The sequence below is a fragment of the Glycocaulis alkaliphilus genome (genome assembly GCF_004000605.1).
GTDB lineage: Bacteria > Pseudomonadota > Alphaproteobacteria > Caulobacterales > Maricaulaceae > Glycocaulis > Glycocaulis alkaliphilus.
In genome coordinates this window covers 2,186,311-2,200,747 of record NZ_CP018911.1, presented here as the reverse complement: position 1 = coordinate 2,200,747, position 14,437 = coordinate 2,186,311, and the positions used below count along the sequence as shown (strand labels likewise).

12 protein-coding genes and 2 tRNA genes are annotated in these 14,437 nt (G+C 62.3%); 10 read left to right on the top strand and 4 right to left on the bottom strand.

All coding sequences use genetic code 11. The features are described from left to right. Positions 1 to 217: 217 nt before the first annotated feature. Together X907_RS10455 and X907_RS10450 are read left to right on the top strand one after the other, a co-directional pair. Entirely contained in the window at positions 218 to 1,849 is a 1,632-nt protein-coding gene (locus X907_RS10455) for a peptide ABC transporter substrate-binding protein (protein ID WP_233352310.1), read from the top strand. Positions 1,850 to 1,854: 5 nt separating this feature from the next. Then, positions 1,855 to 2,901, top strand: coding sequence for a DUF3667 domain-containing protein (locus X907_RS10450; protein WP_127567745.1), 1,047 nt, complete (start codon positions 1,855 to 1,857; stop codon positions 2,899 to 2,901). Positions 2,902 to 2,980: 79 nt separating this feature from the next. Here X907_RS10450 and sppA read toward each other — a convergent pair whose 3' ends face one another. Both sppA and X907_RS10440 read right to left on the bottom strand, forming a co-directional pair. Next, the gene (gene sppA / locus X907_RS10445) at positions 2,981 to 4,813 is read right to left on the bottom strand and encodes a signal peptide peptidase SppA (RefSeq protein WP_127567743.1); all 1,833 of its coding nucleotides are present in this window, start codon (positions 4,811 to 4,813) and stop codon (positions 2,981 to 2,983) included. Positions 4,814 to 4,913: 100 nt separating this feature from the next. Next, a tRNA-Pro gene (locus X907_RS10440) sits at positions 4,914 to 4,990 on the bottom strand. A gap of 155 nt (positions 4,991 to 5,145) precedes the next feature. Between X907_RS10440 and X907_RS10435 the strand changes: the two genes are divergently transcribed. From X907_RS10435 to X907_RS10400, 8 genes are all read left to right on the top strand, one after another. Then, positions 5,146 to 5,220: transfer RNA gene (locus tag X907_RS10435), tRNA-Gln, on the top strand. Positions 5,221 to 5,690: 470 nt separating this feature from the next. Next, positions 5,691 to 6,461 carry a DUF3450 domain-containing protein gene (locus X907_RS10430; RefSeq protein WP_127567741.1) on the top strand — a complete coding sequence of 257 codons (771 nt, stop codon included), beginning with the start codon at positions 5,691 to 5,693 and terminating at the stop codon, positions 6,459 to 6,461. 26 nt (positions 6,462 to 6,487) lie between these two features. Next, positions 6,488 to 7,885, top strand: coding sequence for a MotA/TolQ/ExbB proton channel family protein (locus tag X907_RS10425; protein WP_127567738.1), 1,398 nt, complete (start codon positions 6,488 to 6,490; stop codon positions 7,883 to 7,885). Between the two features lie 14 nt (positions 7,886 to 7,899). Beyond that, entirely contained in the window at positions 7,900 to 8,421 is a 522-nt protein-coding gene (locus tag X907_RS10420) for a MotA/TolQ/ExbB proton channel family protein (RefSeq protein ID WP_127567736.1), read from the top strand. A 3-nt stretch (positions 8,422 to 8,424) separates the two neighbouring features. Beyond that, a complete protein-coding gene (locus X907_RS10415; RefSeq protein ID WP_127567734.1) occupies positions 8,425 to 8,838 on the top strand; it encodes an ExbD/TolR family protein in 414 nt (137 codons plus the stop codon). A 15-nt stretch (positions 8,839 to 8,853) separates the two neighbouring features. Next, positions 8,854 to 9,258, top strand: a complete 405-nt coding sequence (locus tag X907_RS10410) for an ExbD/TolR family protein (RefSeq protein ID WP_127567732.1) — start codon at positions 8,854 to 8,856, stop codon at positions 9,256 to 9,258. Positions 9,259 to 9,276: 18 nt separating this feature from the next. Further along, positions 9,277 to 9,894: an energy transducer TonB gene (locus tag X907_RS10405; RefSeq protein WP_127567730.1), complete on the top strand. Its 618-nt coding sequence runs from the start codon at positions 9,277 to 9,279 to the stop codon at positions 9,892 to 9,894. A 54-nt stretch (positions 9,895 to 9,948) separates the two neighbouring features. Further along, a complete protein-coding gene (locus X907_RS10400; RefSeq protein ID WP_127567728.1) occupies positions 9,949 to 11,481 on the top strand; it encodes a tetratricopeptide repeat protein in 1,533 nt (510 codons plus the stop codon). A gap of 162 nt (positions 11,482 to 11,643) precedes the next feature. Here X907_RS10400 and X907_RS10395 read toward each other — a convergent pair whose 3' ends face one another. Both X907_RS10395 and msrB read right to left on the bottom strand, forming a co-directional pair. Beyond that, positions 11,644 to 13,950: a S9 family peptidase gene (locus X907_RS10395; RefSeq protein ID WP_127567726.1), complete on the bottom strand. Its 2,307-nt coding sequence runs from the start codon at positions 13,948 to 13,950 to the stop codon at positions 11,644 to 11,646. Between the two features lie 55 nt (positions 13,951 to 14,005). Next, positions 14,006 to 14,413, bottom strand: coding sequence for a peptide-methionine (R)-S-oxide reductase MsrB (gene msrB / locus X907_RS10390; protein WP_127567724.1), 408 nt, complete (start codon positions 14,411 to 14,413; stop codon positions 14,006 to 14,008). Positions 14,414 to 14,437 lie beyond the last annotated feature (24 nt).

Sequence of the window (14,437 nt, the reverse complement as noted above, 5' to 3'; positions counted from 1 at the left end):
CAGCTGCGCGGGCGTGTGTCAATGCAAGCGTAACATCTGCCGTCAAATATGGCCCTGCTGATGCAAACATCTGCAGCAGGCAGATGAAAAGCGAAAGAGAGATGTCATAGTCTCGCCAGACGATAACGGATATGGTCTGGTTCAAATCACAAACCGGATGCTTTGGTGTGGCCGCGAGGGGAAACGCGCTGCGCCGTCAATAACAAGGAGAAAATCCATGGGGATAATGAGACAGGCGGGCAGCCTTGCGCTGGCCGGTATTGCCGCGCTGGCGCTTAACGCGTGCGGCCGCAGCAATGTCGATGGAGATTCGGTGGTTCTCCACCGGGGCAATATGGCAGAGCCCCTGACGCTCGATCCTCACAAGGCGTCGGGAACGTGGGAAAACAACATTATCGGTGACATGTTCATCGGGTTGTTCACCGAGGATGCCGCTGGCGAAACCATTCCGGGCATGGCCGAAAGCTGGGAAATGGCCGAGGACGGCTTAAGCTGGACCTTCAGCTTGCGTGAAGCGCAGTGGAGCGATGGCGAGCCGGTTACGGCCTATGATTTCGAGTACGCGCTGCGCCGGATCCTGACGCCTGAGACGCTGGCAAACTATGCCTCCGTTCTTTACCCCATCCGTAATGCGCGCGCCGTCAATACGGGCGAGATGACCCCTGAAGACCTGGGTGTGCGCGCGATTGATGACCGTACGCTGGTGATCGAGCTGGAGTTTCCGGCGCCATACCTGCCGGGCCTGTTGACGCACTACACAACCTTCCCCGTCCCCCGTCACGTCGTCGAGCGGTTCGGTGATGCGTGGGTGCAGCCGCAGAACATCCAGACCAATGGCCCCTACAGGCTGGTCGCGTGGCGGGCCAGCAATTACGTTCATGTGACCCGAAACGAGCTGTTCTGGGACAATGACAATGTCTGCATCGACGAGGTGTTCTACTACCCCACTGTCGACAATGCGGCCGCCGAGCGCCGGGTGCGCAATGGCGAGCTGGACCTGATCACCGACTTTGCCGGCCAGAGCCTGCCCTTCCTGCGCCAGCAGGTGCCGGACTATGTGCGCGTACACCCCTATCTCGGCATTGTGTATTTCTCCTTCAACACGACGTTGGATAAGTTCACCGACGCCCGCGTGCGCAATGCGCTCGGCATGGCGATTGACCGTGAGTTCATCGCCGAGAACATTCTGCGGGCCGGCCAGATCCCGGCGCACTCCTTCATTCCGCCCGGTGTTGACAATTATCCGGGCACGGCGCGCATCGGCTGGTTTGATGCGCCGGTAGAAGAGCGCCGCCGCCTGGCGCGCGAGCTTCTGGAAGAAGCCGGCTACGGGCCCAACAACCCGCTTCGCTTCACCTACACCTTCCGCGCGACGGGCGATAACCCGCGTATTGCGCCGGTGGTGCAGCAGGACTGGCAGCTGATTGCAGACTGGGTGCAGGTCGATATCCAGGTCGTCGAAACGCAGATTCACTACTCGAACATGCGCTCTGGCGACTACGAGCTGGGCGATGGTGGCTGGATCGGCGACTATAACGACGCCTACAATTTCCTGTTCCTGGCCGAGACTGAATCCGTGCCGATGAACTATACCCGCTGGTCCAACGAGGAGTACGACACGCTGGTGGCGCGGGCCAATCGCACGGTCGACGCCGACCAACGCGGCCGTCTGCTGGTGGAAGCCGAGCAGATCATGCTCGATGACATGCCCTACATCCCGATTGTCTACTATGTGAACAAGTCGCTGGTGAATCCCCGGGTGACGGGCTGGGAAGACAATATCGTCCACATTCACCGTACACGCTGGATGTGCTTCTCCGATCTTGAGGACGGTTCAGCTGAAGGCTGAGGGTATTGAACGATACGCTGGGGGAAGCCGCAGATACGGTTGTCGAGCACGTCCAGGCAGATGCTCTGGGCGGGCTCGGCACCGACCGCGGTGATGGGGGCAGTGACGGGATCTGCCGTAATTGTGGCGCAGATCTGGTTGGCGAGTTTTGCCATCAATGCGGTCAAAGCGCGCGCAGCCTGCGGCGTCCCTTCTGGACGCTGGTAAAGGAAAGCGTCGAGACCCTGTTCGTCATGGACGGGCGGGTGGCACAAACCCTGCCGGCGCTGATGGTGTTTCCGGGCCGTGTATCGCGGGACTATCTTGACGGGCGCCGTGCCCGGTTCATTCCGCCCTTCCGCCTGTATGTCTTCGCGTCCCTGATATTCTTCGTTCTGCTGCCGCTGACGCTGGGGCAGGGGATCGGTTTCGATCCGTCCCTGGGCGGCATCGATACCGCTCGTGAGCAGCTGGAGCAGGCGCGCGATAGCGGCGAGATGAGCGAAGAGGAATACCGGGAGGCCGTTGAAGGGCTCGGACTGGCAGAGAGCATATTGCGCGGAGGCGCGCCGCAAGCGACGCCGCAGGACGCGCCGGAGAGCACCGGGAGCGGACGTGCGGCAACGGACCTGACAGGCGATCTCGACGCTGCAGGGCTTGGATTTGTTCGTGACAATGCGTCCCGCCTGTGGGCCGAGACCCGCCGGTGGGTGCCGCGTATCATGTTCGTCCTGCTGCCAGTCTACGCAGGCCTGCTGGCCCTGGTGTATCTGTGGCGGCGGCGCTTTTTCTATTTCGATCACCTGATCGTATCGCTGCATTTCCATGCGGCGCTGTTCCTGGCCATGACTGTGACCGTGCTGGCATCCATGGTGATCGGCTGGGGCTGGGCGACGCTGGGCCTCCTGATCTACGCCAACGCCTATCTCTACCGGATCAACCGGGTGGTCTACGGACGCGGCCGGTTCAGCTCGGTAGTGCGAACCATCGTGCTGGACACGCTGTATTTCTTCTTCCTTATGACGGGGCTGCTCATGGCGGTCATATTCGGTGCCCTGTCGCTGGCCAACTAGCTGAAGCGCAGCGCACCAAAAAAAGCCCGCCGGAAATGTTCCGGCGGGCTCATTATTTTCAGTCTCGAGTAGCTGGCTGCTAGCGGGGCACGGTCTCGTCGGTACGCATCTGCACGCCGCGTACGCCCGCCCGCTCGCGCGCTTCCAGCGCTGCGCGCACCTCCGGCAGCTCCAGGAGTGCTTGCAGGCGCGATGCTGACTGCGCACCTTCCGCACTCAGGCCGAAGATCTGTTGCAGGGCCTCCATCGGGGTTGGCTGGCGCGGATAGCTGCGCACGCGCACCGTTTCATCGGCGTCGATGCCGGCCAGCTCACGCGCAGCTTCCAGCGCTTCGTGCAGGCCGCCAATGCGGTCGACCAGCCCCAGTTCCAGCGCCTGCGCGCCGGTCCAGACCCGCCCGCGGGCGATTTCGCGCACGCGCGTAATCGGCAGGTCTCGTCCTTCGGCTACGCGGCCAGTGAAATCGTCATAGATTTCCGAAGCCATGGCTTCGATGGCCGCACGCTGGGTTTCGGAGAACGGAGTCTGGGACGAGTAAGCCGTGGCAAACTCGCCGCCAACCGAAACAGGCTCGATATTGACTCCGATGCGGTCCAGAGCGCCATCAATGACAATCTTTCCGAAGACAACTCCGATCGAGCCGGTGAGCGTGGTCGCATTGGCGATAATCAGGTCCGCCGGCGCTGCCAGATAATAGCCGCCCGATGCCGCGAGGGAGGCCATGGATACGATGACAGGCTTACCCGCCTCGCGGGCCCGGACAACCGCGTCCCAGATCTGGTCTGAGGCGATGGCCGAGCCGCCGCCACTATCGACGCGCACGATAATGGCGCGCACATCGTCTGCTGCTGCCGCCGCGTCGATCGCATCGGCCATGGCGTCGCCGCCAATGGCATTGCCGCCGCCAAATCCGGTCTGGCCCGATCCTGTGATGATGGAACCCTGCCCGCTGATCATGGCGATCACCGGGCCGCGTGTGGCGGCAGGCGTGGCCGCCAGATTGCGGGCATAGGTCTCGATGTCCTGCACCGCCGCGTTGGTGCCAGCCCGCTCCAGGGCGGCTGCGCGCGCGGCGGCCGGATGACCAAGCTGGTCCACCAGGCCGGCCTGCAAGGCGGCTTCGGCGCTGTGCGGGCCGGACACGATCCGCTGGCGGAACGTGGCAAGCTCCATTCCGCGGTCCCCGGCGGACGCCGTCAGGGCCGATTCCAGAATGGCGTTGAGGAAGGAGCTGGTGGCTTCCAGATGGGCTTCGGTAAACCCGTCCTCGGTAAAGGTGTTGGCGGCGTTCTTGTATTCGTGGAACTGCAGGAACTCCGCCTGTGCGCCGAACTGCTCAAACAGGCCGCCCAGGAAGAGCGACTCGCTGGCAAGGCCCACAGCCGAGAACGAGGATGTGTCCTGCATCCAGATTTCATCAGCCCCGCTGACGGCAAAATAGTTCGTGATGCCTGTGCCCTCGAAGCCCTGGGCGTGAGCGATGACGAAGCGCCCGCTGGCGGAGAAGCGGGCGAGGGCGCTGCGAATCTCTTCGGCCTGTGCCGGAGACATGCCAAACTCGTTGGCGCGGACGAGAACCCCGCGTACCCGGCTATCGCCCTGAGCGCGCTGGAGCGTGGTCACGATATCAACCACGGACAGCGGCTCTGAAAAGGCAAAGGGTGAGCGCGAGGGCTGGTCCAGCCGGTCGCGGCGCAGATCCAGCTGAAGAACCAGATCGCCGCCAGAGGCGCGCGCGCTGCGGCCTTCGCTGGCCTGTTGCGCTACAGACGCGATCAGCGCTGCCAGCATGAAGCCGAGCAGCAGCATGGTAAGTATTGCACCGGCGATGACACCGGCTATCGACCCGAAAAACGTTATCCAGAACTGGCGCATCGCAGCACTCCCGATCATGCGAAGACGTGGCCGCAATACGGGCCCCTCGCGTGCGAAGATATAGAGCGCGGCGGGCCGGGTCGAGGCCGCCAAGTATGTATTGTGTGCAATGTGCGATGATGGGGGCGGGATATACTGGTCGGAGTAGCAAGATTCGAACTTGCGACCCCCGCCTCCCGAAGACGGTGCTCTACCAGGCTGAGCTATACTCCGAACCGGCGGGCTGTATATCCAGTCCCCGGCAGCATGGCAATCGCGCTAGGCGGGCTTTTATGCAGAAGATTGTGTCAGACAGTTGCAGGAGGGCGTTGCATCGCGTTCCGCCGCGGGCTATCTAGCCGGTCCGCAAACACCTCCGGGTGTTCTGCTGGGGTGTGGCCAAGCGGTAAGGCAGCGGTTTTTGGTACCGCCATTCCCAGGTTCGAATCCTGGCACCCCAGCCATTTTCCCGTCATGTTACCGCCTTCATTGCCGTGCAGCCTGACGGGTGTGGCCCTCCCGGCGCTCCGGCCGCCAGCGGGATGCCCCCTTGCACTGCAGCAATCGGGAAGTTGTCGCAATTTCGAAACCGTTTCGCACTAGGAAGCGTTAACTGCGAGCGGCACAGCATTTGCAGCGCTTGCACGGTTGATCGAAGGCGTTTTGAGCGCTAGCGTCGAAATCATGGAGTGGAATGCATGGCATCTGCTCATTCAAAAAGACGGCGGGAAACGCCGCGTTTGAAAGGGGATAATTGATCACACGGTTATTCCCTGCGGACGATTCGCGGGCCCTGACGGGCTCTGGCGCCAGGTTGTTGGCGCTTATGCTTTGTCGGGGGTGCCGGGTTGAGGTTTGACCTGGCAGGTTTTTTTAGAGGGTAACCGGACGAGCAACGTTCCCTGTTTGCTGGCCGGCTTCTGTGAGGCGAGACATGTCACAATTGAAATCACGTCTCCGTACGGCGATTGCCGTCGGATTGGGTTCCATGCTGGTCGCGGGCGCTGCCCATGCCCAGCTCGATCAAGCGCTTCAGGTGGCCCGTCAGTCCACCCAGGAGGGCGCCCGGGCTCAGCAAGAGATCAATGACGTCGCGGACCGCGCCGGCGATCTCGAGCGCGAGTACCTGGCTCTGCGTCAGCAGATCGAGGATCAGCGCGTCTATGTGGAACAGCAGGAAGTCTTCCTGCGTTCGCAGGCAAACGAGCTTGAAGCGCTTCAGTTCCAGCTTGAGCGAGTAGGCTCGATCGAGCGCGATCTCACGCCGATGCTTCTGGAAATGTATGTCGCTATCGACGAATTCGTTTCCAATGACCTGCCGTTCCAGACCGATGTGCGCCGCGCCCGTCTCGACAATATCGAGCGGATGCTGGGCGACGCATCTGTGCCGCCGGCCGAGAAGTACCGGGTCATTCTGAACGCCTACGAGATCGAAGCCGCCTACGGGCGCAGCCTTCGCACCTATGGCGAAGAGGTCGTCATTGATGGCGTTCCCAATGAGGTGAACGTTCTTCAGTTCGGCCGTGTTGCGCTGGTGCGCATCTTCCAAGACCGCTCGATGGAGATCATGACCCAGTCGAATCCTGAATGGCGTCCGCTGTCAGGGTCTCACGCCAACAACGTCCAGCGTGCTCTGCGGATTGCGCAGGAAGTGACCACGCCTGATGTGTTTGTCGCGCCCCTTCCGGGCCCGGCTACCCGCTAGCGCTGTAGAGACGGAGAAACAAAGCGATGAAAACGCTTTTTAAAATTGCCGCGGCTGTCTCGCTCAGCGCCAGCCTTCTTGCCGGCACCGCGATGGCCCAGGAAAGCCAGCGCCAGCCGGTGACATCAATTTCCCAGCTTCTTGACCGTGTCCGGGCCGACGCCCGCGATGCAGCGGCGGAAAACCAGCGCCGCCTGCAGGAGTTCCGTGCCAACCGTGACCGTCAGGCGGCTCTTGTCGCCCAGGCGCGCGGCCAGCTGAACACGCTGGAAGCGGCGGGCCGCGCCAATCAGGAGCGGTTCGAGGCCAATCAGGAGCGGATCCGCGAGCTTGACGCCGAACTGCGTCAGGCCCAGGGCGCGTTCGGTGAGCTGTTTGGTGCAGCCCGTCAGAAATCAGGCGAGTTCGCCTCCATCATTGAGGCCTCCATCGCTTCGGCGCAGGCGCCGGGCCGTCACCAGCCGCTTCGCGAACTGTCGCAAAGCCGCACCCTGCCGGACCGTGCCGAGCTGGACCGGATCTGGCAGGCCATGATCTCCGAAATGGAGCTTCAGGGTGATGTCGTAACCTTCAATGCCCGCGTGTCGGGTGTGAATGACGGCCAGCCGGTTCCGGTGACCCGCGTGGGCGTGTTCAACGCCTTCATCACGCAAGGTGGCACGCGTTACGTGCTGTGGCGCACCGAAGAGACCAACCCGGCTGCCGGCTACCGTCTCGTGCAGCTTGAGCGCCAGCCGCCAGGCCGCCTGCTTGATGCCGCCAGCAATCTTGCCCGCGCTTCTGAAGGCGAGATTGTCTCCGGCCCGATCGATCCGTCGCGTGGCCAGCTGCTAAACATTTACAAGGATGTCCCCAACACGGTCGAACGCTTCAACCAGGGTGGTATCGTTGCGCAGATCATTCTCGGCCTGCTGATCTTCTCGGCTGCCTTCGGTTTGTTCCGCCTGTTTGCCCTGTTCACCACGAACTCGGCGATTAATGGCCAGAAGCGCCGTTCCACGGCCTCCAAGGGCAACCCGCTCGGCCGCATCATGCTCGCCTATGAAGAGGTGAAAGACCGTCCGATCGAGACGATTGAGCTCAAGCTGGATGAAGCCATCCTGCGCGAGACGCCCAAGCTCGAATTCGGCCTGAATTTCCTGAAGCTCGCTGCCGCTGTTGCGCCGCTGCTGGGTCTTCTGGGTACGGTTACGGGTATGATCCGCACCTTTACGCAGATCACCCTGTTCGGCACCGGCGACCCCCGCATCATGGCGGGCGGTATCTCCGAAGCCCTCGTGACCACGGTTATGGGTCTTATCGCCGCCATCCCGCTGCTCTTCATCCACTCGTTTGCCGCCAGCTTCGCTCGCGGGGCACAGCAAACGCTGGAAGAGCAGGCCGCTGGCATCATCGCACGTCACGCTGAAGAGCGTGCTGGCTAGAAGGACCGGCAATCATGGATTTCCAAGGCGCCTTTTCCGGCCTGCAGGAATTCCTGGAGCGCGGTGGCCCGATCCTCACCTGGATCATGGCTCTGACCTTCGTGATGTGGGCGTTTATCCTTGAGCGGCTGGCCTATTTCGGGCTGGCCCACAAGGGAGTGGCCGGCCGGGCGATCAGGGAGTGGGGCGCGCGCAGCGACCATAGCTCCTGGCACGCCCACGCCATCCGCGACCAGCTCATTTCCGAGGTCAGGCTGAAGGCCGACCAGAATGTGGAGTTGATCAAGACCCTCGTGGCTCTTGCGCCTCTCTTCGGTCTTCTGGGTACGGTGACCGGCATGGTGGCAGTGTTCGACGTGATGGCCATTTCAGGCTCGTCGGATGCTCGCGGGATGTCAGCGGGTGTTGCCCGCGCCACCATCCCCACCATGGCCGGCATGGTCTCCGCGCTTTCGGGACTTATTTTCTCCAGCCAGATTGAACGCATGGCCAAGCGCCGTGTACACGAGCTGGCCGACGAACTGGAAGTGGGGTAGCCCATGCGCAGACGTAAGAACCGCGGGAACGATTCAGCCGAAGTCAACATGACGCCGATGCTGGATATCGTGTTCATCCTGCTGATCTTCTTCATCGTGACGGCGACCTTCCTCCAGGAAGAGGGCATTGATATGCGCCCGCCGCCTCCGTCTGACACACCGCCACAGGACGCCAATCCTGTAATTCTGGTCCAGGTGACGGAGCAGAACCGTGTGTTCGTGAACCAGGATCAGACCTCGGTTGATCGTGTCATGGCGGCAGTATCGCGGCTGCGGGCCGAAGCGCCCAACTCTGCGGTGCTGATCCAGCCTCATGACGAGGCCCATCACGGGATCACGGTGCAGATCTGGGATGAGATGATGGCGAACGGCATTCCTGTGTCGATCAATCGCGACCGTCCCGGCGGTCAGTCGTAGCGAGGAGTATTCAGTATGGCGCGCCGACAGAGCCGGGTCGTAACCGAAGACGAAGATACAGAACTGAACATGACGCCCATGCTGGACGTCGTTTTCATCCTGCTGATCTTCTTCATCGTGACGGCCGTGTTTGTTAAAGAGCCGGGTGTGGACGTTCAGCGTCCGCTGACCCAGACTGAAGAGCGGGTTCGCCCCACTATTCTCGTTGCGGTAACGTCCGATGACGAGATCTGGGTGAACCGTCAGGTCTACCAGATGAACCAGCTCAGAAACGTGCTGGAGCAGCTTCTGCAGGAAAACCCCCGCGCGGAAGCGATGATTCAAGGCGATGCTGATGCGCCTGTGGGCACCGTTCTTGATGTCCAGGAAGTGCTTCAGCAGCTGGGCGTCACGGTCACCATTTCGACGCGTCCGCGTTAGGCAGGAAGGAATATAACGATGGCCAGTCTTGTCCGTCTTCTTGTAGGTGCGCCGCTCGCGGCAATCGTCACCTTCCTCCTTTTCACCCTGATGCAGATCCTCATCTTTGATGATACCGCGCCGCCTGACGACGCGGGTGATGAGGTCAGGATCACGATTGCCGACGCCCCGGAGGAAATCCAGGCCCGGCAACGTGACGCGAATATCGACCAGGTCGAGGACGTAACGCCGCCGCCTCCGCCGCCGGCAATCGAGCGCGCTCGCGCCGATCAGCCGACCGAGAGCATGTCCACCATCGTCGGCGGCCTGCCGGAGTTTGACCGTCCGTCACTGGCCGGTGGTGATATTAGCTTCGACGTGTCCGACCGTGACGCGCAGCCGCTGGTGCGCATCCCGCCGCAATACCCTCCCCGTGCGGCAGAGCGTGGTCTGGAAGGGCGTTGTTCGGTCGAGTTCGACGTGACGCCTGAGGGCAGCCCGACGAATGTGCGTATCCTGAGCTGCACCAACTCGGTGTTTGAACGGGAAACGATCCGCGCGGTTGAGCGCTGGCGCTATGAGCCGCGCGTCCAGGACGGCACACCCCAATGGCGCCGTGGTGTCCAGACGCAGTTTGACTACACCCTCGACCAGTAACAGAGCGATACGTGTCGGCTCGCTGCCTGCGAGACGTTCTACAGGAGTGACAAGATGATCCGCGAGAGCCAGAGCATGACCGGAATTGGGCGTGTCCTCGCAGCTGTGCTGGTAGCTGGCAGCATCGGCATGACCGCCATCGGAACGGATGCCGAAGCGCAGCGCCGCGACCGGGACCAGGAACGGTCACAGAATAACGAGAACCGGACCTTTTCAACGGCGATCGGTACGCTCGTGCTGCAGGCCCAGGAACAGATTGAAGCCGAGAACTATCAGGCGGCGATCCAGACCTTCACCCGTGGCCTTGGCATGGATCCGAGTGCGTATGAGGCCGGCGTCATGTATTCGCAGCGCGGGCGTCTCTACTTTCAGGTCGACAACTACAACCAGACGGTTGCCGACTTCCGTTCGGCGATCAATACGGGCGGTCTGAATGCCGATGAGGTACGCGATCTGCGGATCAATCTGGGGCAGATCCTGATCAGCATGGATCAGATCGATGCCGGTATCCGCGAGCTGGAAGCCGCCATTGCAGCAGGTGCTACGGTCAATGCCGGTCTCGCACGCCTTCTGGCCATCGCCTACGCACAAGGCGACCGCTATAGCGACGGGCTGCGCTACGCGGAGCAGTGGTATGAGGCCACGCCCAACAAGACGCTGAACGAGTACCCGATCATGCTGGTCTATTACCAGCAGCTGAACCGTCCGGCGGACGAGCTTCGGGTTGTGCGCGAGATGGTGAACCGTTTCCCGCAGGAGCGTACGGGCTGGCAGAACCTGGTCAGTCTTCTCGCGCGCACGGAGCAGGAAGAACAGGCGTTTGAAGCCAACAAGCTGATGTATCTCAACGGGCTGTTTACCCAGGGCGAGGAATTGCTGCGCCTTGCCCAGTATTACAGCTATTACGACAACCCGTATCGCGGCGCGACCATTCTCGAACGGGAAATGAACGCCGGGCGCATCGAACGCAATGTTCGCAATGTCGAGTTGCTCGCCAATATGTGGCGTCAGGCTGCCGAGTTCCAGCGTGCCTTGCCGGTCCTGCGTCAGCTGTCCGAAATGCGTCAGGATGGCCAGACGGCACTGGTGCTGGCTGAGGCGCATTACCAGCTGAACCAGTGGGAGCCTGCTGCGCAAGCGTTCCAGACCGCCCTCAATCGTGGCGGGCTGCGTCAGCCCGGCGAAGCCTGGGTGCTGCTGGGTACCGCGCGCTTCAACCTCAATGACAACCAGGGCGCGTTGGCTGCCTTCCGTGAGGGCGCGCGCTTTGCCTCCTCCCGCAATCAGGCCAATGGCTGGATTACTTTCGTCAACGGCCAGATAGAGGGTGTGGCCCGCCGCGCCCGCCAGCGTGAGCAGGTGCAGATCGACGAGTGCCGCTTGACGGTCGAAGCCGAACGCCGCATCGCGACGGTTATCGGTGAGGCAGACGAGGATGGCCGCGTGCGGATCGATGTCCCGCAGCGCTGTCAGATCTATTTCAACCAGTATGGCGAGCAGTTCCGTGAAGTCGGCATGAATGACGAGCAGGCGGCGGAACGCCGGGAAGCTCTGGAGCGTGCCGCACGCGAAGCCGCTGCGGGCTAGTCCACAGCCGGCTTGGCCGCTCTGATCAATGAAAGGCCCCGGATTTGTCCGGGGCCTTTTTCGTTGCTGGCGTCGGCGTCATCGACAGGCCTTCGGTCAGAAAAAAGCCGGGCAGCGACACTGCCCGGCTTTCTGCATTCAACAGGCAAGTGAGGGTGCGGCCTATTCGGCTGCATCCTCGGCAGGCGCGTCTTCCAGTTCGACGCTGGCTTCGCTATCAGCCAGGCCAGAGACCATCAGCGCAAACGCCCAGTCCTGTGCCCGCTCACGCAAGCTGTCGAAGCGGCCAGAGGCTCCGCCATGGCCTGCGCCCATATTGGTGCGCAGCAGGGTCAGCCCGTTATCCGTGCGCATCTCGCGTACACGGGCAACCCACTTGGCCGGTTCCCAGTAGGTGACGCGCGGGTCGGTAAGACCGGCCGTCGCCAGAAGGTGGGGATAGTCCTGGGCGCTTACCTGATCGTACGGGCTGTAGGACAGCATGTAGTCATAGGCGGCTTCGTCGGTGATGGGATTACCCCACTCATTCCACTCTGGCGGGGTCAGCGGCAGGGTGGGATCGGAGATGGTGTTGATCACGTCGACGAACGGCACAGCGCCGATCACACCGGCGAAGAGTTCCGGCGCCTGGTTCATCGCCGCGCCGACCAGAAGGCCGCCCGCCGAGCCGCCGAACGCCACCATGCGGCCTTCGCTGGTATAGCCCTGCGCGGCAAGTGCCCGGCCCGCATCAACGAAATCGTTGAAGGTGTTCATCTTGCGGTCGAGCTTGCCGTCCAGATACCATTGATAGCCATTGTCGGTGCCGCCGCGAATATGGGCGATGGCGTAGACCATGCCCCGGTCGACCAGCGACAGATTGCCGATCGAGAAGCCGGCCGGGATCGAAATCCCGTACGAGCCGTAGCCGTAGAGAAGCAGCGGCGCGGAGCTGTCAATCGGCGTGTCGGCGCGGTGCAGGATTGTCACCGGAACCGGCGTGCCGTCGCGTGCGGTGATGTTGATGCGGCGCACGGTGTAGTCGTCCGGGTTGTGGCCGGAGGGGATTTCCTGCTCCTTGCGCAGGGTCCGCTCGCGCGTCGCCATGTTGAAGTCCCAGGTCTGGCGCGGCGTGGACGGGCTTTCATAAGTGAAGCGCATCTCGTCGGTGGCAAATTCATAGCCGCCACTCATGCCGAGCGAGTAGGCCTCCTCCTCGAACGCGATGGCAAACTCCTCGCCGCTTTCCACATTGCGCACGATGATGCGCGGCAGCGCGCTCTCGCGTTCGGAGCGGACAAGCCAGTTCTCAAAGCCCATCAGGCCGCTGACATAGACGCCCGACCGGTGCTCGATGAAGGGCTCCCAGTTCTCGCGGCGCGGATCATCGACCGGTGCGCGCATGATCTGGAAGTCGACCGCGCCGTCCTGATTGGTGCGGATGAACATGCCGTTGCCGGTTTCGGTGAGGGAGTACTCCACGCCTTCCTCGCGTTCGGAGACCAGAAGAGCCTCAGCCGCGGGGTCATTGGCGTCGTAAAGGCGGATTTCACTGGTGGTGTGGTCGCCGGTATAGACGCTGATCCAGCTATCGCCGCCCGTGCGGCCGACGCCGATGAAGTAGCCATCGTCGGCTTCTTCGTAGACCAGCTCGCGCTCGGTGGAGTCGATGGCCTGGCGATAGACGCGCTTGGGCCGTGCGCTCTCGTCACGCCACACCCAGTAGATCGTGCGCGAGTCATTGGCCCAGACCAGCGAGCCATAGCCCTCATCGGTCAGGGTTGCGATGTCTTCGCCCGTTTCCAGATCGCGGATGCGGATCTCGTAGTATTCCGAACCATTGGTGTCGGCGGCCCAGGCGGCATAGCGCTGGTCGGGGCTGTGGGAGAAGGCGGCAAGGCGGAAATATTCCAGCCCCTCGGCCTGTGCATCGCCATCCATCAGGATGACTTCCTCGCCGGAAATCTCGCCATTCCCGTCGGCGGGACGGCGCGCATAGATCGCGTACTGGCCGCCTTGCCGGAAGCGCGAATAGTAGAACCAGTCGCCATCGCGGCTGGGCACAGAGCTGTCATCCTCGCGGATACGGCCGCGCATTTCCTGGTAGATCGTCTCCTGAAGCTCGGAGAGCGGGCTCATCACCTCGTTGTAATAGGCGTTTTCCGCCTCCAGGAAGGTGCGGATTTCAGGGGTCAGGACAGACGGGTCACGCATGACCTGCTGCCAGTTCTCGTCACGCAGCCAGGCGTAATTGTCGGTGCGGGTGCGGCCCAGCTGCTCGATGGTGACGGGGCGGGCCTCCACGCTTGGCGGGGTGAAGGCAAGCGCCCGGTCGATCAGGGCAGATTGCGGGGCATTCTCGTTCATTTCAGACTGGCTCGCGGCGCTGGTGTTTTCGGGTGTACTGGCGGGCTCGCAGGCGGTCAGGCCGACAAGGGCAAGACCGGCGACGCCAGCCAGAAGGCTTGCACGCAAATGAATGGAAGACATGGAAATCAGGCTCCGGAAATAAAAGACCAGACCGCAACGCGGCATGGCCTGCACTCTAGCCCTCATTCGCCTCCGGACGGAAGTCCAGCACTTCGCCATTTGCACACCAGCGCTGCCCGGTTGGCGGCGGTCCGTCATTGAAGACGTGTCCGCCATGGGCACCGCAATTGGCGCAGTGGAATTCGGTGCGCGGCATCAGCAACTTGAAATCAGATTTTGTGCCGATGGCGTCCGGGCTTACCGGCTCAAAGAAGCTCGGCCAGCCGGAGCGGGACTCGTATTTGGCAGACGAGGAAAACAGGGCCTCGCCGCATACGGCACAATGATAGGTTCCGGCGCGCTTTTCGGCGTTCAGAAGCGAGCAGCCGGGCGGCTCGGTGCCCTCGTGGAAGGCGATCCGGTCCTGTTCGGGGGTCAGTCTGGCCCGCAGGGCGCGGACTTGGTCGGCTGGCAGGCGCGGCATGGGGCAAGCTCCCGTATTGTACGC

Bases quoted from the DNA above. Each gene is read 5' to 3' on its own strand.
- X907_RS10415 (WP_127567734.1), top strand. From the start codon at position 8,425: ATGCGCAGACGTAAGAACCGCGGGAACGATTCAGCCGAAGTCAACATG.
- msrB (WP_127567724.1), bottom strand. From the start codon at position 14,413: ATGCCGCGCCTGCCAGCCGACCAAGTCCGCGCCCTGCGGGCCAGACTG.
- X907_RS10420 (WP_127567736.1), top strand. From the start codon at position 7,900: ATGGATTTCCAAGGCGCCTTTTCCGGCCTGCAGGAATTCCTGGAGCGC.
- X907_RS10400 (WP_127567728.1), top strand. From the start codon at position 9,949: ATGATCCGCGAGAGCCAGAGCATGACCGGAATTGGGCGTGTCCTCGCA.
- X907_RS10395 (WP_127567726.1), bottom strand. From the start codon at position 13,950: ATGTCTTCCATTCATTTGCGTGCAAGCCTTCTGGCTGGCGTCGCCGGT.
- X907_RS10425 (WP_127567738.1), top strand. From the start codon at position 6,488: ATGAAAACGCTTTTTAAAATTGCCGCGGCTGTCTCGCTCAGCGCCAGC.
- X907_RS10410 (WP_127567732.1), top strand. From the start codon at position 8,854: ATGGCGCGCCGACAGAGCCGGGTCGTAACCGAAGACGAAGATACAGAA.
- X907_RS10430 (WP_127567741.1), top strand. From the start codon at position 5,691: ATGTCACAATTGAAATCACGTCTCCGTACGGCGATTGCCGTCGGATTG.
- X907_RS10455 (WP_233352310.1), top strand. From the start codon at position 218: ATGGGGATAATGAGACAGGCGGGCAGCCTTGCGCTGGCCGGTATTGCC.
- X907_RS10405 (WP_127567730.1), top strand. From the start codon at position 9,277: ATGGCCAGTCTTGTCCGTCTTCTTGTAGGTGCGCCGCTCGCGGCAATC.